The following is a 19,924-nucleotide window of genomic DNA, read 5'->3' on the forward strand; positions in this document are numbered from 1 at the left end:
GGCTGGTTTTTCATAGGTGTACAGCAATGGGTATGCATCCCGTACAGGTAATTGCAGTGACAGGCGGCAAGGGAGGTGTTGGGAAAACCAACGTTTCGGTAAACCTTTCGCTGGCGTTGGCTGAACTGGGCCGACGTGTCATGTTGCTCGATGCCGACTTGGGCTTGGCAAACGTCGACGTTTTGCTCGGTTTGACTCCGAAGCAGACGCTCGCCGATGTGATCGAAGGCAAATGTGATCTTCGCGACGTGATTTTGCAAGGCCCTGGCGGTATCCGGGTCGTTCCGGCCGCTTCCGGTGCGCAAGCCATGGTGCAGTTGTCGTCTCTTCAACATGCCGGTCTGATCCAGGCATTCAGTGACATCAGCAACGATATCGATGTGCTTGTTGTCGATACGGCTGCCGGCATCGGTGATTCGGTCGTGAGCTTTGTACGGGCTGCCCAGGAGGTACTTCTGGTGGTCTGTGATGAGCCTACTTCGATCACGGACGCTTATGCGCTTATCAAGATGTTCAACCGCGATCATGGAATCACGCGGTTTCGCGTACTGGCGAATATGGCATTGACGCCCCAGGAAGGTCGCAATCTCTTTGCTAAGCTGACCAAGGTAACTGACCGTTTCTTGGATGTGGCTCTGCAGTATGTGGGTGCGGTTCCTTTTGATGAATGTGTACGGAAAGCCGTCCAGAAGCAGCGGTCCGTATACGAAGCATACCCGCGCTCCAAAGCCGCTCTGGCTTTCCGGGCTATTGCCCAGAAGGTGGATGCTTGGCCCTTGCCGGCCAACCCACGCGGTCACTTGGAGTTTTTCGTCGAACGATTGGTGCAACCCACTGTAGGGCCAAATGTATGACAGCGTCCAGCGGTCTCCGTATGTACAGTAAATCTCAGACCCATTCACAGCAGGAGCAACTGATCAATCAGTATGCGCCGCTGGTCAAGCGCATTGCCTATCACCTGTTGGCGCGTCTGCCTGCCAATGTACAGGTGGAAGATCTCATGCAGGCCGGCATGATCGGCCTGCTCGAGGCCTCCAAGAAGTACGATGCCGGCAAAGGTGCAAGCTTTGAAACCTATGCCGGTATCCGTATCCGCGGAGCCATGCTGGACGAGGTTCGCAAAGGTGATTGGGCACCTCGTTCGGTGCATCGTAACAGCCGTATGGTGGCCGATGCGATTCGTGCTGTTGAAGCAAGAACGGGTCGTGACGCTAAAGATCCTGAAGTTGCTGCCGAACTTGGTGTAAGCCTTGAAGAATATTACGGCATTCTCAATGACACATTGGGAAGTCGCCTGTTCAGCTTCGATGACTTGATGGAAGAGGGTGAGCACGGTCTCGAAGAGAGCGGAGCCCATGATTTCGAGCCAGGTCGAGGACTGGAAGATGATCGTTTCAAGCAGGCCCTGGCGGAAGCCATTGCCAATCTTCCAGAGCGTGAGCGTCTCGTCTTGTCGCTGTATTACGACGAGGAGTTGAACCTAAAGGAAATCGGAGAGGTGCTTGGGGTAAGTGAATCCCGAGTCTGTCAACTGCACAGTCAGTGCGCAGCACGTCTGCGGGCTCGTCTGGCTGAATGGCGTTCGCGCTAAGGCAAAACACTAAGCATGTATGGCATGCCTTTGAAAAGGCATGTCTGGGGTAAGGATGGAGGTCGACTTGGACAAAGATATGAAAATTCTCATCGTGGACGATTTTTCCACCATGAGACGCATCATCAAGAATCTGCTGCGAGATCTGGGGTTCACCAATACTACCGAGGCCGACGACGGCTTGACGGCGTTGCCGATGCTGCAAAGCGGCAACTTCGACTTCCTGGTAACGGACTGGAACATGCCGGGTATGACCGGTATCGACCTGCTACGGGAAGTCCGTGCCGATGCACGCCTGAAGAACCTGCCTGTTCTGATGGTAACGGCCGAAGCCAAGCGCGAACAAATTGTCGAGGCAGCTCAAGCGGGTGTGAATGGTTACGTTGTGAAGCCGTTTACTGCCCAGGTGCTCAAAGAAAAGATCGACAAGATCTTTGAGCGGGTCAACGGCTGATAACCATCTCGAGGATGTTATGGACCTTGGCAGTAAATCATTCGAAGACCTGGAATCGACCCTGAAAAAGCATGCCCAAGAGCTGGTTGCCAGCCTTGAAGATGGCAATTTCAGCCAGGCAGTGCAGCTCATCAATGAGCTCAATCAGGTGCGAGATCGTGGTCTGTATCAGGAAATCGGCAAGCTGACGCGTGAGTTGCACAACGCGATCGTCAACTTCCAGATCGATCCCCAGGCGTCCTATGCCAATGAAGTAACAAACATTGCAGACGCCACCGATCGCCTAAGCTACGTTGTGGAAATGACGGAGCGTGCTGCCAACCGTACCATGGACTTGGTCGATGCCAGCACACCGCTTATCGAATCATTTGGTAAGGACGCTCATGACCTCCACGCCGAGTGGGGCCGCTTTATGCGGCGCGAGCTCAGTGCCGAGGAGTTCCGCGAGCTGGCCAAGCGCGTCGGTGCGTTTCTGGGGCGCAGCGATGAGGACGCCCACAAGCTGTCTTCGTTGCTGAACGATATCCTGTTGGCGCAGGACTATCAGGATCTTACCGGTCAAGTCATCAAGCGTGTGACGAACCTTGTTACACAAGTCGAGCGCGATCTCGTCAAGCTGGTCCGTATGGCCGGTCAGGTGGATCGTTATGCAGGAATTAGCCACGACCACGTCAAGGCCATCGAAGAAATTCAAAAAGAAAAGTCTTCGAAGGGTGAAGGTCCGCAGATTCATGCCGATAAAAGAGAAGACGTCGTATCCAGCCAGGATGACGTAGATGACCTTCTGTCCAGCCTTGGTTTCTAAACCTGGCCTTTTTGGAGAGTGCATGAATGAGCTTCGACGCCGATGAAGAAATCCTCCAGGATTTCCTGGTAGAGGCCGGCGAGATTCTCGAATTGTTGTCCGAGCAATTGGTGGAACTCGAAAGCCGCCCGGATGATATGAATCTTCTCAACGCCATCTTCCGTGGATTCCACACGGTAAAGGGAGGGGCAGGCTTCCTCCAGCTGCACGCCCTTGTTGAGTGCTGCCACATTGCCGAAAACGTGTTCGACATCCTGCGTAAGGGTGAGCGCCGCGTTGATGCCGAGCTGATGGACGTTGTCCTTCAAGCTCTGGATACGGTAAACGAAATGTTCGGCCAGGTACGTGAGCGTACTGAGCCGACACCGGCTACTCCTGAGCTGCTGGCTGCCTTGGCACGTCTGGCGGAGCCTGAAGGCGCCGAACCTGCTCCCACTGCCGTGGAGCCGGTTCAGGTCCCTGTGGTTGCTGTCCAGGCACCTGCTGCCAGTGATGTAAGCGACGATGAGTTTGACCGACTCCTCGATGCAATCGGGAATGAGCCTGCACCTGTGGCAGCCGTTGGCTCAGCCGTACCTGCATCTGGCGACGAAATCACCGATGACGAGTTTGAATCTCTGCTGGATCAGCTGCACGGCAAAGGCAAGTTCGATGCTGCTGTTGCAGCGCCGTCCGAGCCTGCCAAGGCTGCTGCTCCGGTAGCCAAGTCAGGTGACGAGATCACGGATGACGAGTTTGAATCTCTGCTGGATCAGCTGCACGGCAAAGGTAAGTTTGATGCTGCTGTTGCAGCGCCGTCCGAACCTGCCAAGGCTGCTGCTCCGGTAGCCAAGTCAGGTGACGAGATCACGGATGACGAGTTTGAATCTCTGCTGGATCAGCTGCACGGCAAAGGTAAGTTTGATGCTGCTGTTGCAGCGCCGTCCGAACCTGCCAAGGCTGCTGCTCCGGTAGCCAAGTCAGGTGATGAAATCACGGATGACGAGTTCGAGTCTCTGCTGGATGAACTGCATGGAAAGGGCCGTTTCGATGGTGGTGTTGCGGCTGCTCCTGTAGCGCCTGCACCTGCTCCGGTTGCCAAGGCAGCATCTGCTCCTGTGGCGAAGCCCCAGCCTGCAGCGGCCCCTGCACCGACAGCCAGCGCAGCACCCAAAGCTGAACCGCGTGCGGCGGCGGCCCCGGCAGGCGAGAAGCCGGCCAGCGAAGCTGAAACAACCGTGCGTGTGGACACCGCCCGTCTCGACGAGATCATGAACATGGTCGGTGAGCTGGTGCTGGTGCGTAATCGTCTGGTTCGTCTTGGGCTGAACAGCGGCGATGAGGCCATGGCCAAGGCTGTATCAAACTTGGACGTTGTGACAGCGGATCTTCAGACCTCGGTCATGAAGACGCGCATGCAGCCAATCAAGAAGGTATTCGGACGCTTCCCGCGTCTGGTTCGTGACTTGGCGCGCAACCTGAAGAAAGAAATCAACCTTGAGCTTGTGGGTGAAGAAACCGATCTCGACAAGAACTTGGTAGAGGCCTTGGCTGACCCGCTGGTGCACTTGGTGCGCAACGCGGTCGACCATGGAATCGAGGAGCCTGCCGAGCGCGAGAAGAATGGCAAAGCCCGTGCGGGCCGTGTCGTTCTGTCTGCGGAGCAGGAGGGCGATCATATCCTGTTGGCCATTTCCGACGATGGCAAAGGGATGGATCCCAACGCTCTGCGCGCCAAGGCTGTTGAAAAAGGCCTGCTCGATAAGGATGCGGCGGAACGTCTGACCGATCTTGAATGCTACAATCTGATCTTTGCACCAGGCTTTTCAACCAAGACCGAAATCTCCGATATTTCCGGTCGTGGTGTGGGCATGGACGTGGTGAAGACCAAGATTACACAGCTTAACGGCACGGTAAACGTCTTCTCCAACAAGGGGCAGGGCTCCAAGATTGTGATCAAGGTCCCGCTGACCCTGGCGATCATGCCAACCCTGATGGTAATGCTGGGCGATCAGGCCTTTGCATTCCCACTGGTCAACGTGAACGAGATCTTCCACCTGGACCTCTCTCGCACCAATGTGGTCGACGGTCAGGAAGTGGTCGTGGTTCGCGACAAAGCACTGCCGCTGTTCTACCTCAAGCGCTGGCTGGTCAAGGATGCGGCTTACGATGAGCAACAGCAGGAAGGTCACGTTGTTATCCTGTCGGTCGGTACGCAACGCATCGGTTTTGTTGTGGATCAACTCGTAGGTCAGGAAGAAGTAGTCATCAAGCCATTAGGCAAGATGTTGCAAGGAACGCCGGGTATGTCGGGAGCCACCATTACAGGTGATGGCCGGATCGCATTGATCCTTGACGTACCGAGCATGCTCAAGCGCTACGCGCGCCGCGGTATTTGAGTCGAAGCCCCGCCGTTAGGAGTGTCATATGGCTGTAAGAGTGTTGGTGGTGGATGATTCGGGTTTCTTCCGCCGCCGTTTGACTGAAATCCTGGCGGGTGATCCCAATATTACGGTCGTCGGTACGGCGACCAATGGGCGTGAAGGGATTGATCAGGTGATGGCGTTGAAACCCGACGTCGTTACCATGGATTATGAGATGCCCTTCATGGATGGCATTACGGCCGTTCGGCACATCATGCAGAAGTGCCCGACGCCTGTTCTGATGTTTTCGTCGCTGACGCATGAAGGCGCTCGGGTTACGCTCGATGCGTTGGATGCGGGTGCGGTAGATTATCTACCCAAGAATTTCGAGGATATTTCCCGCCATCCCGAGAGCGTAAAGCGCTTGTTGTGCGAGAAGATCCATACCATTGCGCGCAGCAACCGCCGGTTATCGTCTGGAAGTGTGTCGGCCCATGCGCCTGCACCCACCTCGACAACCCCTCGCCCGGCGGCGCGGACTGCTTCGGCACATCCGGCAGGCTCCTCGGCTTCAGCGTCGGTGACCAGTGCTGCGCCACGGCGCAAGAATTACAAGCTGGTGGCCATCGGTACGTCGACCGGTGGTCCTGTGGCGTTGCAACGGGTACTGACCCAATTGCCTGCCAACTTTCCAGCGCCAATCGTGCTGATTCAGCACATGCCTGCCGCCTTTACCAAGGCGTTTGCAGAGCGTCTGGACAAATTGTGCAAGATTTCTGTCAAGGAAGCTGAGGATGGCGATCAGCTTCGTCCTGGGCTGGCGCTACTGGCGCCTGGCGGCAAGCAGATGATGTTGGATGGGCGTGGCGGCGTGAAGATATTGCCGGGCGATGAGCGACTGAATTACAAGCCCTGCGTCGATATCACCTTTGGCTCGGCGGCCAAGGTTTTCCCGGACAAGGTATTGGCGGTGGTGCTGACCGGCATGGGCTCCGATGGCCGTGAAGGTGCTCGCCTGCTCAAGCAGGCTGGTAGCCAGATCTGGGCGCAGGACGAGGCCAGCTGCGTGATTTATGGCATGCCCATGGCCGTGGTCAAGGCAAATCTGGCAGATGCCGTCTACAGTCTTGACGACATCGGTCGACACATTACTGACGCGTGCATGTAATGGTACCGCTCTTGCTAGACAGGAGCGGCGCCGGATTTGAATTTGACAGGTTTTGGCTTGCTGCCATGCCTTAGGGAGATGATGTGTGGATGTCTTGAGCCTGATTGGCATCCTGTTGGCCTTTATCGCCATCATTGGAGGTAATTTTCTTGAGGGTGGCACCATTGCTGCTCTACTCAACGGGCCTGCTGCCCTGATCGTACTGGGCGGCACATGCGGTGCGGCCATGCTGCAGACGCCTATCCGTGTTCTCAAGCGCTCCCTGACAATGCTCAGTTGGGTTTTCTTGCCGCCAAGAGTCGACATGCCAGCCGGTATCAATCGCATCATTGGCTGGAGCATGTCTGCCCGTAAGGAAGGTCTGCTGGGGCTTGAACCGCTCGTGGATGCCGAACGTGATCCATTCGCTCGCAAAGGCCTGCAGCTGCTGGTCGATGGTGCCGAGCCTGAAGCCATTCGCAGCATTCTGGAAGTCGATATGTATGGCCAGGAAGATCGTGATATCCAGGCGGCCAAGCTGTTCGAGGCCATGGGTGGGTATGCGCCTACCATTGGGATTATCGGTGCCGTGATGGGGCTTATCCATGTCATGCAGAACTTGGCAAACCCTTCCCAGCTGGGTAACGGGATTGCTGTTGCATTCGTAGCCACAATCTACGGGGTCGCATTCGCTAACCTGTTACTGCTTCCGATTGCCAACAAGCTCAAAGGCATGGTGCTGCGTCAGACTCGCTACCGAGAAATGCTTCTGGAAGGTTTGCTGTCTATTGGCGAAGGTGAAAACCCTCGTTCCATCGAACTCAAGCTGCAAGGCTTCATGGAGTAACCGATGCGTCGCCGTCGACACGAGGAGCATGAAAATCACGAACGCTGGCTGGTGTCCTACGCGGATTTCATCACCTTGCTGTTTGCCTTCTTTGTTGTGATGTATTCCATCTCATCCATCAATGAGGGCAAGTACAAGATTCTATCCGAGACGCTGACCGGTATCTTTACAGAGCCGGATCGCTCCATGAAACCTATTCCCATTGGGGATCAGGTGCCTCGCAGTGTTCAGCCTACCATCGAGCAGAATACGCCTGCATCAGATAACGCGCCGGCGACTACTCAAGCAGTCGATCCGCTTGAGCAGATAGCAACCAGTATGCAGAACGCCTTTGGCGATCTCATCAATTCAGACCAGATGACTCTGAGGGCAACCGAGACCTGGTTGGAAATCGAGCTGAATTCCAATCTGCTTTTTCCTAGCGGGGATGCCATTCCAGGCGATCCAGCCTTTGGCTTGATGGCGAAGGTTGCCAAAATTCTGGCGCCTTACAAGAACCCGATTCAGGTAGAAGGGTTTACTGACAATATTCCCATCAGTACGCCTCAATACCCCACCAACTGGGAGCTTTCAGCGGCGCGATCCGCCAGTATTGCTCGGCTGCTGATTGGTGATGGCGTTACACCCGAACGGCTCGCGGTGGTCGGGTATGGCAGCTATCAACCAATAGCAGATAACTCCACCCCTGAGGGCAGGGCGCGGAACCGTCGGGTGGTGTTGCTCATTTCACGGAATGTCGACATTCACCGTGGCGTGAGTGGTTTTCAGGAGCGCTCCGCTTCTGGTAGAAATGGCACGCAAAGTGCACCTGCTCCCTCCAAGTAAGCGATAGAACCAATCGCTGTCAAATCTTCGCCGCTGGTATATCCAGCGGCTTGGCCTTGGCAATGCAGTACGCTGCCTGGGGAGGGTAGAACGTGAGAGTTTGGGCAATAGCCAATCAAAAGGGCGGAGTAGGCAAGACAACAACGTCTGTTTCGCTGGCAGGGCTTCTGGCTGACTTGGGCAAGCGTGTCCTGATGGTCGATCTTGACCCCCATGGCTCCTTGACGAGTTATTTTGGACAGGACCCGGATCGACTGGAACGCAGCGCCTTCGAATTGTTCCTGCATCAGGGGCAGGTTCCGGACGGGCTACCCAAGCAACTTCTGCTCCCGACCAGCCATGAGCGCATCTCAATGCTGCCGGCCAGTACGGCGCTGGCGACCTTGGAGCGGCAATCGCCGGGGCAGAATGGCATGGGGTTGGTGATTTCCAAAAGCCTCGCGCAGTTGTGGAATGATTTTGATTATGCCCTGATCGACAGTCCGCCCTTGTTGGGCATTCTGATGGTCAATGCATTGGCGGCAAGCCAGCAGTTGGTCATTCCTGTGCAAACGGAATTTCTGGCGATCAAAGGATTGGAGCGCATGGTCAATACATTGGCCATGATCAACCGCTCCAGAAAACAGGCGCTTCCTTACACGATCGTACCGACGCTGTTCGACCGGCGTACCCAGGCTTCGCTGGGGACGCTCAAATACCTCCGAGACAATTACGTCGAGCACCTGTGGCAAGCGTTCGTTCCCATTGATACCAAGCTACGGGATGCCAGCCGTGCAGGGATAACCCCCTCGCAGAACGATGCGAATAGTCGTGGTGTCATTGCATATAGGGCGTTGCTTAAGCATCTGCTTGATATGCAGCCTGCCTCAATGAACGTCGCGTGAAGACATAGTGATGCAGTACTCAAGTTTTTGCGGTATCCAGCCGATAGTTTCTTCAATCTTGAAGTGTGATACGTGACATGAACCGTTCTACTAGCACTGAAATTCGTCCACAGCTGGCTTTGCAGTCCTATCTGGATGCGCTGCTGATGGAGGCGACACTCGAGCTGCCGGTAGAGACGCCTGCCGCCCTCCAGCATGAGGCGGTTGTCGTCTCGTTGGTTGAAGTGGTGTCCGTGGCTGCGCCTGATCCTGTTGCGCCTACGGCCCAAAGCGTGTCTTTGGACGAGTTCGAGGCGGCTGTACGTGAGGAGAAGGCACGCGATGCCCTGGTCAGGGAAACGCCTGCCCAGAACAGCCTGCCTGTGGTGCCGGTTGTTAAGCCTGTAGTGGCAGAGCCGGAAAAATTTGTCGATACCGTTATTCCGTTAAGAACTGTTCAGGCTGTCGAGCAGCAGGTGCAGCCTTTCAAGGTAAGCGACGACGGAAGGCCGGAATGGGCTGAAGAGCCGTTTGAATGTCTGTTGTTCGACGTGGCGGGGCTGACCCTTGCTGTGCCGCTGATATGTTTGGGAACGATTCATTCACTGGAAGGCCGCGAGCTGACGCCATTGTTTGGTCAGCCCGATTGGTTCCTGGGCATCCTGCCCAGCCCGCAGGGTAATTTGAAGGTATTGGATGCCGCGCGCTGGGTCATGCCAGAGCGCTACCGCGAAGACTTCAAGGAAGGCCTCCGGTTCGTTATCTCGGTTGAAGGGTATGACTGGGGAATTGCGGTACACCAGGTCAGCCGTTCGATACGTCTGGACCCTGCCGAGGTCAAATGGCGAACGCAACGATCCCAGCGGCCATGGCTGGCGGGAACGGTAATTGAGCATATGTGTGCCTTGCTGGATGTATCGGCGCTTGCGGCGCTGATTGAAAGCGGTGCTGCAAAGCAAAGGAAACAATAGAAGGGTTGACCTACGCTTAAGGGGTCGATTCTGGATCAACCAAGGCGGGAAGACCGCCAAGACCGCCAAGGCGGTATCAACGAGGCTGGGAAAATGAAGAAAACGTCTGCACAAGGTTCCGAAGATCCAATCCTGCAGTGGGTAACCTTCCGTCTGGACAACGAGACGTACGGTATCAACGTCATGCAGGTTCAGGAAGTGCTGCGCTATACGGAAATAGCTCCGGTGCCAGGTGCTCCAAGCTACGTGCTGGGTATCATCAACCTGCGCGGTAACGTCGTGACGGTAATTGATACACGTCAGCGTTTTGGCCTGGACTCTGCCGAGATCACGGATAACACCCGTATCGTGATTATCGAGGCCGACAAGCAAGTCGTTGGTATTCTTGTCGACAGCGTGGCTGAAGTCGTTTATTTACGTCAATCTGAAATCGAAACCGCGCCAAACGTGGGTAACGATGAATCCGCCAAGTTTATCCAGGGCGTTTGCAACAAGAACGGCGAGCTGCTGATTCTTGTCGAATTGGATAAGATGATGAGCGAAGAAGAATGGTCTGAGTTGGAAAGTATCTAATGTTGGCAGCGTTGATCGTGCTGGTGTTCATTTGCCTTGGGCTGGCGGGTGCCTGCTTTCTGCTATGGCAGGAGCTTAAACGGCAGGCGTCAAAGCTTGCCCAGCATGAGGAAACAACCGAAAAGCGCTTGAGGGCTCTAGCCAAGCGGCTGGAAACCTATCAGGCCGGCACGGTCCGTATGGGGGAGCAATTGCATGAAATTAATGAGATGGTTGCACCCCTGCCTGACAGGCTGACCCGTATCGAACAAAGCGATCCGGCCAGCCTGTCGTTCAGTCAGGCTGCGCGCCTTGTGGGGTTGGGTGCCAGCGTCGATGATCTGACTCAGTCCTGCGGCCTTTCACGGGCCGAGGCCGAACTGATCAGTAAGATGCATAAGGCGCGTCAGCAATCCTGACAAAGTGCATCTCGCAAGCCTGCCACAGATCTTGTGTCATATCCGGCAGGCCTTGCATTTCTTCATTTCCCGGAAAGCCATCAGTCATGCACTGATGGCTTTTTTGTGCTCTCGATAAGATGTTTCAGCATTTTCCGGATAGCGCCGATAGGATGGGATCATCCTGCCTGCATGACAGGCTCTGCAGATGCTTGCCCTTCAGATACCAGGCGAACGCGATGATTTCGGCAATCGTGCGGTATAGCGCTTCAGGAATGGCATCGCCAAGCTCAAGGCGTGCCAGCAGGCGTACCAGGTCAGCGTTCTCATAGATAGGGATTTCGTGCTCTCTGGCCAATGCCAGAATGGCTTCGGCAAGATCTGCATCGCCTTTGGCTGTTAGGGTGGGAGCGGTCTGGCCGTCATAGACCAGTGCAATAGCCTGCTTCGAAGTACTCATGCGCTTTCATCTATCCAGCGTTCTTCAATGTGCGTGCGTAGTCCACGCACCGGTTTTCCCAGCGTGCATTGCAGCTCGCCTACCAGAAGCCCGGCCTCCAGCAATCGCTCCTTGAAATGCTCCAGCTCATGGGTAATGAGCGCGGCGGTTTCCTTCTGCTCGGCCCAGAACTGGCTCGAAAGCGTACCGCGAGCAAGTTTAGCCTCGACCTGCATATTGCCGAGCGGCTCAAGATCAAAGGCAAGGTCGAGCTTCCAGATGCTGTCACGCAGTTCGCCAGCGCTTTTGGAAGGGCGTTCCTCTTGCAGCTTGTATTGCAGACTGGTGATGCGCTCACCGTTACGCATGGGGAGTTCCCCTTGCCAGGTAAGCAGCATGGATCCATCCGGGTAGTGCTGTGTCTGTTCAACGCCAGACAGCTGATGAGTTTGCAGGCGTGATAGGGCTGCTGTTGCCAACTTGAGCAGTTCTTCAAGCTCCATGCCTTCCTGCAGCAGCGAGCTAACTACCCGTGATGGCAGGGGAAAGCTCAACGCAGCATGCTTAGGGTTGCCTTGGCCTAATGCCGTTAGGGCATTGCGCAGGCTTCCTGGCAGGTTTGGCACGCCGACTTGAGGAGGAAAAGTGGAGGTCGTTGTAGCCTGGCTCAGTTGACTGATCAGGCGGAGCAGGAGCGTCTTGTAATCCTGCGGCAGCCGTTCGGTCTCACCTGAAATAAGGTGTCGCTCCAGCAAAATGCCGCTTCGCTCGAACAGGGTTTTTACGACATCCGGGTTCTTGAGTTCTTCAACCTCGGGTACGGAGGCGAGCAGCTGACCAAGCGTATCGCGCAACACGCCGGGCGTGGCGGGCGAGTCCGTGAGTAGCGGCAGAGCTTGAAACAACTGGGCCAGCGAGCCTTGTCGTTGGAACTGAGCCGTCAACTGCTGTCCCAGCTCAATCTGATCAAGTCTTCCGCTGGAGGGCACCAGAGCAACCTGCTGTGCATCGCGTACCGCAACCGTTATCAGGCTGCCGGGCTTAAGGGCATTTAGCGATTCGATTATCAGTTGTTTGCCTGCAAGGGCACCGTTGAGCAATGTCACAACGGATTTGAAGGATATCTGCCCCTCAGAGGCGTCGGCTGGTTGACTGCTGACCACTCGCGTCTGCAGCAGGGTGCCTGGCGGAAGCGCTTTGGTATCCAGGCTTTTCAAAGGCGTCTCTGCCTTGGCCTCGATCTGTACAGCCAGGCGGGTAGACGATAACGCCATGATGTTTAGTAGCGAACCGGTTGGCAGGGGTGAAGTGCTTTCCGCCGGTAGGGTAAGTTGACGTCCATTGGCAAGCGTCAACTGCAGCAATAACTGAAAACTCTGCAGATTCTGCTTAAGGGCAACAACTTGCGCCTGGGCTGTTTCGCCGGGCAGCAGAGGGCTTTCTGTCGGCAAGGTAATCCGCACGGCCGGCTCGGCGGGTAACGCTGCCCGCGTTGGGACAACTGGGGCAGAAGCGGGGCGGATAGTGCCTATGTCAGCCATGTAGCCACTCTGATAGTTTCATGCAGTCGGTCGTCCAGGCTGGCGTGATGTGTATAATGCTGGCCAATTGACGGGCTTGGTCTTGTTTCCAGCCTACTATAGCGGCCGATTCCGTTCCGACTTGATGCCAATGGTTGCGTGTAGTGATACCCCCTTGTCTTGAAGCCGTTGCGCTCACCTGTGAGCGTGACGAGCGCGTGCTGTTCGAGCAGCTGGATCTTGTGCTCGAATCTGGTGAAATGCTGCAGGTAATGGGGCCGAATGGCAGCGGTAAAACCAGTCTGCTACGTCTTCTGGCAGGGCTTATGGCTCCAACGGCCGGTGAGGTGCGTCTGGCTGGTAGGCAGCGACACGAGCCGTTCAGGCAGTTACTCTGGCTTGGCCATGCGACTGGAATCAAGGGACTCCTGACTGCCGAGGAAAACCTTACTTGGTTGTGCGCCTTGAACAAGCCCGCCACTCGGGAAGCGATCTGGCAGGCTCTGGACAGCGTAGGGCTGTCTGGCTTCGAGGATGTTCCCTGCCATACGCTCTCTGCCGGACAACAGCGTCGTGTCGCATTGGCTCGCCTGTATCTTGACCCTCCTGCCTTGTGGGTACTCGATGAGCCGTTTACGGCTCTCGACCGCCAAGCGGTGGAGCATCTTGAGCGGCATTTGAGCCAGCACTGTGAACAGGGTGGAGCAGTGGTGCTTACTACGCATCATCAAATGACGCAAACGCCGACGCGCTATCGCCAGCTAGAGCTAGGGCAGGGGGTCTCATGAGCGGGCTCTTCGTGCTTCTGCTTAAACGTGAAGCGCTACTGCTATGCCGACGCCCGGTGGAGCTGGCCAATCCCTTGGTGTTCTTTGCGATCGTGATTGCCCTGTTTCCCCTGGCGGTGGGACCTGAAAGCCAGCTGTTGAAAGAGCTGTCGCCAGGGTTGATTTGGGTCGCTGCCTTGTTGGCGGTATTGCTTTCACTGGACGGTCTGTTTCGTAGCGATTTTGAGGACGGCTCACTTGAGCAATGGGTGCTCTCGCCGCACCCACTCTTTGTTCTGGTATTGGCCAAGGTGATGGCGCACTGGGTGTTTACCGGACTGGCGCTAATCGTGCTCTCGCCTGTCCTGGCGCTCATGCTGGGGCTTCCTGTCCAGTGTTTGGGGGTGCTGCTGCTATCGTTGCTGCTCGGTACGCCTGTGTTGAGTTTACTGGGTGCTGTAGGTGCAGCGCTGACTGTAGGGCTCAAGCGGGGCGGGTTGCTGCTGGCTCTGCTTATTCTTCCGCTTTACATTCCGGTGCTCATTCTGGGCAGCGGTGCATTGCAAGCCTCTCTTCATGGAATGCCCGCCGCAGGACAGCTTTTGTGGCTGGGAAGTTTGATGGTTTTATCGCTGACGTTCTCTCCGTTCGCTATTGGCGCTGGGTTACGGATCAGTGTGGGTGAATAATGTGGAACAGTCATGAAGTGGACGTTTTTTCATAAACTGGGCTCGCCCAAATGGTTTTACGAGATCAGTGGCCGGTGGTTGCCCATCCTGGCGTGGGCGGCGGCATGCTTCGTTATGGTAGGCATGGTATGGGGCCTGGTCTTTGCGCCGCAGGATTATCAGCAGGGTAATAGCTTTCGCATCATCTATATCCATGTACCTGCTGCATTTTTGGCGCAGTCGGGGTATCTGCTTCTGGCAATTGCCGGGGTAGTAAGCCTGGTCTGGAAAATGAAGCTGGCCGATGTCGCACTCAAATGCGCAGCGCCCGTAGGCGCCTGGATGACTTTTGTTGCGCTGGTAACCGGGTCGATATGGGGCAAGCCAACCTGGGGTGCCTGGTGGGTGTGGGATGCACGGCTGACTTCCATGTTAATCCTGCTGTTCCTGTATTTCGGCATCATTGCGTTGGGGCAGGCTATTTCCAATCGGGAAAGTTCGGCCAAGGCCTGCGCGGTACTCGCCATCGTAGGTGTTATCAACCTGCCAATCATTAAATACAGCGTTGAATGGTGGAACACCCTACATCAGCCTGCCACGTTCACGCTTACCGAAAAACCGACAATGCCCATCGAGATGTGGCTTCCGCTTCTGATAATGGTGGTTGGTTTTTATTGTTTCTTCGGCGCTGTTGTCCTGATGCGCATGCGTCTTGAAATCTTACGCCGCGAATCACGAACGTCTTGGGCCAAGGCAGTGGTTGAAGAGAGCCTTGGTAAAAGGGGTAAAACATGACGTTTCATTCGATAAGCGAGTTTCTGGCCATGGGTCATCACGGACCTTATGTGTGGTCAGCTTACGGAATCACTGCACTGGTCCTGATAATCAATATCGTGATGCCACGGCTGGCACACCGTCGTTATCTGCAGAGCGAAGCACGCCGCCTGCGTCGGGAGATGAACCCGTGAATGCTGTCCGTAAAAAACGTCTTTTGATCATTCTGGCGATTCTGGCTGGCGTTGGGGTCGCCGTGGCCCTGGCTTTGTCGGCATTGCAACAGAACATCAACCTGTTCTACACGCCCAGCCAGATCGTTTCGGGTGAAGCCCCCGTGGGCACTCGTATCAGGGCGGGCGGTATGGTCGAGCGGGGCTCTCTCCAGCGATCGGCCGACTCGCTCGATGTACGCTTCATCGTGAGTGATGGCGTTCAACACATTTCCATCAGGTACCATGGCATCCTGCCGGATCTGTTTCGCGAAGGGCAGGGGATCGTCGCGTTAGGCAAGCTCGATGCATCTGGTGTGCTCAATGCCGACGAAGTGTTGGCAAAGCACGACGAAAATTACATGCCGCCTGAAGTAACCAAGGCCCTCAGGGACAGTGGCGCCTACCAGCAGTTTAGTAACCAGAAGGGCAGCTGATGCTGCCGGGCTCTGCATTTTTGTTTTTAGTGTAATGCGAGAAATTCATGATTCCTGAACTAGGCCACCTGGCTCTGATACTTGCGCTGTGCATGGCTGTGGTCCAGTCGACGTTTCCCTTGCTGGGCACATGGCGAGGCAACCGGCAATGGATGGGGCTTGCGCGGCCGGCGGCCTGGGGACAATTCGCTTTCCTTCTTTTTTCATTTGGCTGCCTGACCTGGTCATTCCTGACGAATGACTTCTCAGTGACCTATGTGGCGGAGAATTCAAACAGTCTATTGCCCTGGTACTACAAATTCAGTGCAGTCTGGGGTGCGCATGAGGGATCGCTGCTGCTATGGGCTCTGATCCTTGGCGGCTGGACGTTTGCTGTTTCCATCTTCTCCCGGCAATTGCCCGAAGACATGCTGACGCGGGTTCTGTCCATCATGGGAATGATCAGCTCAGGTTTCTTGCTGTTCCTGATCATGACGTCCAATCCATTCTCACGCCTGCTGCCCCAGTCGCCTGTGGACGGAAATGACCTGAATCCCTTGTTGCAGGATGTTGGGCTGATTGTGCACCCGCCTATGTTGTATATGGGCTACGTGGGGTTTTCCGTCGCCTTTGCCTTTGCCATCGCAGCCTTGCTGGGCGGGCGTCTGGACGCGGCATGGGCCCGCTGGTCCCGGCCCTGGACGCTGGTGGCCTGGACATTCCTGGGTATCGGTATTGTCCTGGGTTCCTGGTGGTCCTATTACGAGCTGGGTTGGGGTGGCTGGTGGTTCTGGGACCCGGTAGAAAACGCATCATTCATGCCGTGGCTGGTCGGGACAGCACTTATCCATTCGTTGTCCGTCACGGAAAAACGTGGGGTCTTCAAGAGCTGGACGGTATTGCTGGCAATTGCTGCGTTTTCCTTGAGTCTTCTGGGCACGTTCCTGGTTCGCTCAGGCGTGCTGACCTCTGTCCATGCGTTTGCTTCAGATCCTAGCCGCGGGGTGTTTATCCTTGCCTTCCTTCTGGTCGTAGTAGGCAGCTCGTTAACCCTGTTTGCCCTGCGGGCACCTGTCGTTAGAAGTCAGGTTGGATTTGAGCTGTGGTCTCGGGAAACGCTCCTGCTGATCAATAACCTCATTCTGGTCGTAGCGGCGTCCATGATCCTGCTGGGTACGCTGTATCCGCTGGTCATTGATGCACTAAGCGGTGCCAAGCTGTCTGTTGGTCCGCCTTATTTCAATGCCCTGTTTGTACCGCTGATGGTCATACTGATGATTGCACTGGCAATCGGCGTACTGGTGCGCTGGAAGAGCACCCCTGTGCGCTGGTTGCAGGGTCTGCTTATGCCGATACTCATTGTCAGCGTTGTTCTCGGCGTGCTGGCAGCGTTCATGCTGGGCGACTTTCATTGGGCGGTGCTGGCGGCGTGCTCGTTGGCGTCCTGGGTTGTACTGGCTGGCCTTCGCGATCTGCAGGACAAGACGCGCCATAAAGGTTGGCTCAAGGGTATTCGCAGCCTCGGCTGCAGTTACTGGGGGATGCAGGTTGCCCATCTGGGGCTTGCGGTGTCGGCATTAGGGATAGTGCTCTCTACCCAGTTCTCCGCTGAGCGCGACCTGCGCATGGCGCCAGGGGAGTCGGTCGAGCTGGCAGGTTATCACTTCATTTTCGATGGCACTCAGCATTTCGAGGGGCCTAACTTCAAGTCGGACTATGGCACTCTGCGGGTCTCGAAAGGCAATCAGGATGTTGCGGTTCTGCATCCGGAAAAGCGTCTTTATGTAGTACAGCGCTCGGTCATGACCGAGGCAGGCATTGATGCAGGGCTTATGCGTGATTTATACGTGGCGCTTGGTGAGCCGTTGGAAGACGGGGCCTGGGCAGTCCGCATCCATATCAAGCCATTCGTACGCTGGATCTGGCTGGGGGGCGTGCTGATGGCGCTAGGTGGACTACTTTCCATGTCGGACAAACGTTATCGACTCAAGGTGCGCCAGCGTGCCAGTCGGTCCCTGGGGCTCAAGGAGGCGCAGGCATGAAGCGTCGCCTGGTTCTGCTGGTTCCACTCGTCCTTTTTCTCGCCATGGCTGGCTTTTTGTTCAAGGGCCTGTATCTGAATCCATCCGAGCTACCGTCCGCACTGATCGACAAGCCATTGCCGCCATTTTCATTGCCCGCTGTTGACGACCCCGGCCGAACCCTGACTCAGGTTGATTTTCAAGGCAAGCCCGCCTTGGTCAATGTATGGGGCACCTGGTGTGTCGCATGCCGGGAGGAGCATCCCGTTCTGAATACGCTCAAAGAGCAGGGCATCACCATCTACGGCATCAATTACAAGGACGATAATGCCAGCGCATTGAGGTGGCTGAAGGAATTCCACAACCCTTATCAGCTCAACGTTCGCGATGACAAAGGCAGCCTGGGTCTGAACCTGGGTGTATACGGCGCACCAGAAACCTATCTGATCGATAGCAAAGGCGTCATCCGCTACAAGCATGTAGGCATTGTAAGCCAACAGGTGTGGCGTGATGAGCTGGCGCCGCGTTACCGGCAGCTCATGGAGGCGCCATGATCCGCCGGATAGGAGCATCGTTATTATTGCTGTTTATATGGATAGGCGTTGCACAGGCCGCCATCGAAACCTTCGCGTATACAAACGATGCCGAGCGCGAGCGCTTTCAAGCACTGACGCGTGAATTGCGCTGCCCGAAGTGCCAGAACCAGGACCTTGCCGACTCGAATGCACCCATCGCCGCTGATTTGCGAGGAGAGATTCATCGTCTGATGAACGAAGGTAAAAGCGATGAGCAGATCATCAACTATCTGGTGGCGCGATATGGTGAGTTCGTCATGTACAGGCCGCCTGTTGAACAGCGGACCTGGCTGCTCTGGTATGGGCCGGCTGCGTTTTTAATCTTAGGGTTCTGTATCATCCTGATCATCGTGCGACGTCGCCAGCAACAAACCTTGCCATCCAATGCTCCATTGTCTGCCGATGAGCAGGCACGCCTTGCATCACTTCTGAAAAAGAAAGATTCCTGATGATCGATTTCTGGCTCGCCATAGGGCTGCTGCTGCTCGTTGCCTTGGGCTTCCTCCTGATTCCCGCGATACGCCGTCAGCACGTTGCTTCTGGTAAAGACCGTGCCGCCGTCAACGTTGAGCTTTACGAGGAGCGACTGACAGAGCTCTCCCAGCAACACGCTGCAGGCTTGCTGACTGCTGGGCAGTGGGAAGAAGCCCGCTCCGAAGCTGCCCGTGAGCTGCTTTCCGACACTCAGCAGGCAGACACTGACGCCACAAGCGCTAAAGGCGGGCGCGCTGCGCCGTTGATCGTGGCGTTAATCGTTCCGCTCGTTGGACTTGGACTCTACCTGCATTGGGGTGCCAGCGACCGGGTCGAGCTCACTCGCGAGTTCAGCCAGCCGCCGCGCTCCATGGATGAAATGACTTCCCGGCTAGAGCGCGCGGTTGCCGTCCAGCCTGAGTCTTCTGAAGGCTGGTATCTGTTGGGTCGTACCTATATGAGCCAGGAGCGTTTCAGCGAGGCTGCTCATGCGTTTACCCAGGCAGTCCAGCAGGCCGGGCGTCAACCTGAGCTGCTAGGGCAGCTGGCGCAGGCGCAGTATTTTGCGGACGGTAAAGTCTTGACCCCGGAGGTCAAGACGTTGGCTGACGAAGCGCTCAAGGCTAATCCCAAGGAGGTGACTACGCTTGGGCTCCTGGGCATAGCGGCGTTCGAGCAGAAGGATTACGCCAGTGCAATCACTCATTGGCAAACCTTGGTCGATCAGCTGCCTACTGGTGATCCGTCCCGTAAGGCTATTCAAAGTGGTATCGAGCGGGCCCGGCGCTATATGGGCGCTAGCGGCGAAGCTGCATCTTCAGCCAGTGTTACTCAATCAGCTACCCTGAGTGTCACGGTAAGTCTTGATCCAGGCGTGAGCTCACATGTCAAGGCGAGTGATACCGTGTTCGTGTTTGCCCGCGCTGTATCAGGCCCCCCCATGCCATTGGCAGTAAAGCGTCTGACAGTAGCGGACCTGCCTGCCAGGGTATTGCTGAGTGATGCAGATGCGATGATGCCCCAGCTGAAGCTGTCAGGTTTTGATCAGGTTCAGCTGGTTGCGCGTATCTCTCGGCAGGGAAATCCGACGTCAGGTGAGTGGGTTGCGCTTGGCAAGCCGATTGCGGTTAAAGATGCCCAGCCGCAGGAGTTGAAAATAACGCAGCCCGACGCCAAATAGAAGATTTGCATGGCTTCTTGCAGGAGAGGCCATGCCTTGCCGGATGGCTGTGCGCAAGCATTCGCTTCCCGCTACACTTAAGC

General features: G+C 56.0%; 23 protein-coding genes. 21 read left to right on the forward strand and 2 right to left on the reverse strand.

Going from position 1 to position 19,924, the window contains the following annotated elements:
* Positions 1 to 26 precede the first annotated feature (26 nt).
* The 12 genes from fleN to HMPREF1487_RS17145 all read left to right on the forward strand — a co-directional run bounded on the left by fleN (position 27) and on the right by HMPREF1487_RS17145 (position 10,816).
* Positions 27 to 854, forward strand: coding sequence for a flagellar synthesis regulator FleN (gene fleN / locus HMPREF1487_RS17090; RefSeq protein ID WP_010797937.1), 828 nt, complete (start codon positions 27 to 29; stop codon positions 852 to 854).
* Entirely contained in the window at positions 851 to 1,591 is a 741-nt protein-coding gene (gene fliA / locus HMPREF1487_RS17095) for an RNA polymerase sigma factor FliA (RefSeq protein ID WP_010797938.1), read from the forward strand. Before fleN ends, fliA begins: the two co-directional genes overlap by 4 nt.
* Before the next feature lie 79 nt (positions 1,592 to 1,670).
* A complete protein-coding gene (locus tag HMPREF1487_RS17100; RefSeq protein ID WP_173869067.1) occupies positions 1,671 to 2,045 on the forward strand; it encodes a chemotaxis response regulator CheY in 375 nt (124 codons plus the stop codon).
* Positions 2,046 to 2,064: 19 nt separating this feature from the next.
* Positions 2,065 to 2,850, forward strand: coding sequence for a protein phosphatase CheZ (locus tag HMPREF1487_RS17105; protein WP_010797940.1), 786 nt, complete (start codon positions 2,065 to 2,067; stop codon positions 2,848 to 2,850).
* A gap of 26 nt (positions 2,851 to 2,876) precedes the next feature.
* Complete coding sequence (locus tag HMPREF1487_RS17110) at positions 2,877 to 5,228, forward strand: chemotaxis protein CheA (RefSeq protein WP_010797941.1); 2,352 nt, start codon at positions 2,877 to 2,879, stop codon at positions 5,226 to 5,228.
* A gap of 28 nt (positions 5,229 to 5,256) precedes the next feature.
* Complete coding sequence (locus HMPREF1487_RS17115) at positions 5,257 to 6,360, forward strand: protein-glutamate methylesterase/protein-glutamine glutaminase (protein ID WP_010797942.1); 1,104 nt, start codon at positions 5,257 to 5,259, stop codon at positions 6,358 to 6,360.
* A gap of 85 nt (positions 6,361 to 6,445) precedes the next feature.
* The gene (locus HMPREF1487_RS17120) at positions 6,446 to 7,186 is read left to right on the forward strand and encodes a flagellar motor protein (RefSeq protein WP_010797943.1); all 741 of its coding nucleotides are present in this window, start codon (positions 6,446 to 6,448) and stop codon (positions 7,184 to 7,186) included.
* A 3-nt stretch (positions 7,187 to 7,189) separates the two neighbouring features.
* On the forward strand, positions 7,190 to 8,011 hold the full coding sequence (gene motD, locus HMPREF1487_RS17125) for a flagellar motor protein MotD (protein WP_010797944.1): 822 nt from the start codon (positions 7,190 to 7,192) through the stop codon (positions 8,009 to 8,011).
* Positions 8,012 to 8,103: 92 nt separating this feature from the next.
* A complete protein-coding gene (locus HMPREF1487_RS17130) occupies positions 8,104 to 8,895 on the forward strand; it encodes a ParA family protein (RefSeq protein ID WP_010797945.1) in 792 nt (263 codons plus the stop codon).
* A 77-nt stretch (positions 8,896 to 8,972) separates the two neighbouring features.
* Entirely contained in the window at positions 8,973 to 9,845 is an 873-nt protein-coding gene (locus HMPREF1487_RS17135) for a CheW domain-containing protein (protein ID WP_010797946.1), read from the forward strand.
* 93 nt (positions 9,846 to 9,938) lie between these two features.
* Positions 9,939 to 10,418 (forward strand): chemotaxis protein CheW, encoded by a 480-nt coding sequence (locus HMPREF1487_RS17140; RefSeq protein WP_010797947.1) that lies wholly within the window; start codon positions 9,939 to 9,941, stop codon positions 10,416 to 10,418.
* Positions 10,418 to 10,816, forward strand: a complete 399-nt coding sequence (locus tag HMPREF1487_RS17145; RefSeq protein ID WP_010797948.1) for a DUF2802 domain-containing protein — start codon at positions 10,418 to 10,420, stop codon at positions 10,814 to 10,816. The genes HMPREF1487_RS17140 and HMPREF1487_RS17145 overlap by 1 nt, the downstream gene beginning before the upstream one ends.
* Positions 10,817 to 10,940: 124 nt before the next feature.
* Here the strand turns inward: HMPREF1487_RS17145 and HMPREF1487_RS17150 are convergent, their stop codons facing one another.
* Positions 10,941 to 11,255 carry an EscU/YscU/HrcU family type III secretion system export apparatus switch protein gene (locus tag HMPREF1487_RS17150; protein WP_010797949.1) on the reverse strand — a complete coding sequence of 105 codons (315 nt, stop codon included), beginning with the start codon at positions 11,253 to 11,255 and terminating at the stop codon, positions 10,941 to 10,943.
* Entirely contained in the window at positions 11,252 to 12,775 is a 1,524-nt protein-coding gene (locus HMPREF1487_RS17155; RefSeq protein WP_010797950.1) for a flagellar hook-length control protein FliK, read from the reverse strand. Before HMPREF1487_RS17155 ends, HMPREF1487_RS17150 begins: the two co-directional genes overlap by 4 nt.
* A gap of 143 nt (positions 12,776 to 12,918) precedes the next feature.
* On the opposite strand from HMPREF1487_RS17155, the gene ccmA reads away from it, so the two are divergent.
* From ccmA to ccmI, 9 genes are read left to right on the forward strand one after another with little or no spacing between them, the layout of a single operon-like run.
* Positions 12,919 to 13,542: a cytochrome c biogenesis heme-transporting ATPase CcmA gene (ccmA, locus tag HMPREF1487_RS17160; RefSeq protein WP_010797951.1), complete on the forward strand. Its 624-nt coding sequence runs from the start codon at positions 12,919 to 12,921 to the stop codon at positions 13,540 to 13,542.
* Entirely contained in the window at positions 13,539 to 14,210 is a 672-nt protein-coding gene (ccmB, locus tag HMPREF1487_RS17165) for a heme exporter protein CcmB (RefSeq protein ID WP_010797952.1), read from the forward strand. Before ccmA ends, ccmB begins: the two co-directional genes overlap by 4 nt.
* A 12-nt stretch (positions 14,211 to 14,222) precedes the next feature.
* Positions 14,223 to 14,984, forward strand: coding sequence for a heme ABC transporter permease (locus HMPREF1487_RS17170; protein ID WP_010797953.1), 762 nt, complete (start codon positions 14,223 to 14,225; stop codon positions 14,982 to 14,984).
* Entirely contained in the window at positions 14,981 to 15,157 is a 177-nt protein-coding gene (gene ccmD / locus HMPREF1487_RS17175; protein ID WP_010797954.1) for a heme exporter protein CcmD, read from the forward strand. Before HMPREF1487_RS17170 ends, ccmD begins: the two co-directional genes overlap by 4 nt.
* On the forward strand, positions 15,154 to 15,612 hold the full coding sequence (gene ccmE, locus HMPREF1487_RS17180; protein ID WP_010797955.1) for a cytochrome c maturation protein CcmE: 459 nt from the start codon (positions 15,154 to 15,156) through the stop codon (positions 15,610 to 15,612). The genes ccmD and ccmE overlap by 4 nt, the downstream gene beginning before the upstream one ends.
* 47 nt (positions 15,613 to 15,659) lie before the next feature.
* Positions 15,660 to 17,633, forward strand: a complete 1,974-nt coding sequence (locus HMPREF1487_RS17185; protein ID WP_010797956.1) for a heme lyase CcmF/NrfE family subunit — start codon at positions 15,660 to 15,662, stop codon at positions 17,631 to 17,633.
* Positions 17,630 to 18,166 carry a DsbE family thiol:disulfide interchange protein gene (locus tag HMPREF1487_RS17190; protein ID WP_010797957.1) on the forward strand — a complete coding sequence of 179 codons (537 nt, stop codon included), beginning with the start codon at positions 17,630 to 17,632 and terminating at the stop codon, positions 18,164 to 18,166. Before HMPREF1487_RS17185 ends, HMPREF1487_RS17190 begins: the two co-directional genes overlap by 4 nt.
* Positions 18,166 to 18,636 (forward strand): cytochrome c-type biogenesis protein, encoded by a 471-nt coding sequence (locus tag HMPREF1487_RS17195; protein ID WP_037030874.1) that lies wholly within the window; start codon positions 18,166 to 18,168, stop codon positions 18,634 to 18,636. The genes HMPREF1487_RS17190 and HMPREF1487_RS17195 overlap by 1 nt, the downstream gene beginning before the upstream one ends.
* The gene (gene ccmI, locus HMPREF1487_RS17200) at positions 18,636 to 19,841 is read left to right on the forward strand and encodes a c-type cytochrome biogenesis protein CcmI (protein ID WP_010797959.1); all 1,206 of its coding nucleotides are present in this window, start codon (positions 18,636 to 18,638) and stop codon (positions 19,839 to 19,841) included. The genes HMPREF1487_RS17195 and ccmI overlap by 1 nt, the downstream gene beginning before the upstream one ends.
* The last annotated feature ends 83 nt before the right edge of the window (positions 19,842 to 19,924 follow it).

Origin of the sequence: Pseudomonas sp. HPB0071 (genome assembly GCF_000478505.2) — a bacterium.
In the GTDB taxonomy this organism is placed as follows: Bacteria; Pseudomonadota; Gammaproteobacteria; order Pseudomonadales; family Pseudomonadaceae; genus Chryseomonas; species Chryseomonas luteola.

Coding starts and splice junctions, on each gene's coding strand:
- ccmI (WP_010797959.1), top strand. CDS start 18,636: ATGATCGATTTCTGGCTCGCCATAGGGCTGCTGCTGCTCGTTGCCTTG.
- HMPREF1487_RS17115 (WP_010797942.1), top strand. CDS start 5,257: ATGGCTGTAAGAGTGTTGGTGGTGGATGATTCGGGTTTCTTCCGCCGC.
- HMPREF1487_RS17100 (WP_173869067.1), top strand. CDS start 1,671: ATGAAAATTCTCATCGTGGACGATTTTTCCACCATGAGACGCATCATC.
- ccmD (WP_010797954.1), top strand. CDS start 14,981: ATGACGTTTCATTCGATAAGCGAGTTTCTGGCCATGGGTCATCACGGA.
- HMPREF1487_RS17145 (WP_010797948.1), top strand. CDS start 10,418: ATGTTGGCAGCGTTGATCGTGCTGGTGTTCATTTGCCTTGGGCTGGCG.
- motD (WP_010797944.1), top strand. CDS start 7,190: ATGCGTCGCCGTCGACACGAGGAGCATGAAAATCACGAACGCTGGCTG.
- HMPREF1487_RS17155 (WP_010797950.1), bottom strand. CDS start 12,775: ATGGCTGACATAGGCACTATCCGCCCCGCTTCTGCCCCAGTTGTCCCA.
- HMPREF1487_RS17140 (WP_010797947.1), top strand. CDS start 9,939: ATGAAGAAAACGTCTGCACAAGGTTCCGAAGATCCAATCCTGCAGTGG.
- HMPREF1487_RS17190 (WP_010797957.1), top strand. CDS start 17,630: ATGAAGCGTCGCCTGGTTCTGCTGGTTCCACTCGTCCTTTTTCTCGCC.
- HMPREF1487_RS17105 (WP_010797940.1), top strand. CDS start 2,065: ATGGACCTTGGCAGTAAATCATTCGAAGACCTGGAATCGACCCTGAAA.
- HMPREF1487_RS17185 (WP_010797956.1), top strand. CDS start 15,660: ATGATTCCTGAACTAGGCCACCTGGCTCTGATACTTGCGCTGTGCATG.
- HMPREF1487_RS17135 (WP_010797946.1), top strand. CDS start 8,973: ATGAACCGTTCTACTAGCACTGAAATTCGTCCACAGCTGGCTTTGCAG.
- fleN (WP_010797937.1), top strand. CDS start 27: ATGGGTATGCATCCCGTACAGGTAATTGCAGTGACAGGCGGCAAGGGA.
- HMPREF1487_RS17150 (WP_010797949.1), bottom strand. CDS start 11,255: ATGAGTACTTCGAAGCAGGCTATTGCACTGGTCTATGACGGCCAGACC.
- ccmB (WP_010797952.1), top strand. CDS start 13,539: ATGAGCGGGCTCTTCGTGCTTCTGCTTAAACGTGAAGCGCTACTGCTA.
- fliA (WP_010797938.1), top strand. CDS start 851: ATGACAGCGTCCAGCGGTCTCCGTATGTACAGTAAATCTCAGACCCAT.
- HMPREF1487_RS17110 (WP_010797941.1), top strand. CDS start 2,877: ATGAGCTTCGACGCCGATGAAGAAATCCTCCAGGATTTCCTGGTAGAG.
- HMPREF1487_RS17170 (WP_010797953.1), top strand. CDS start 14,223: ATGAAGTGGACGTTTTTTCATAAACTGGGCTCGCCCAAATGGTTTTAC.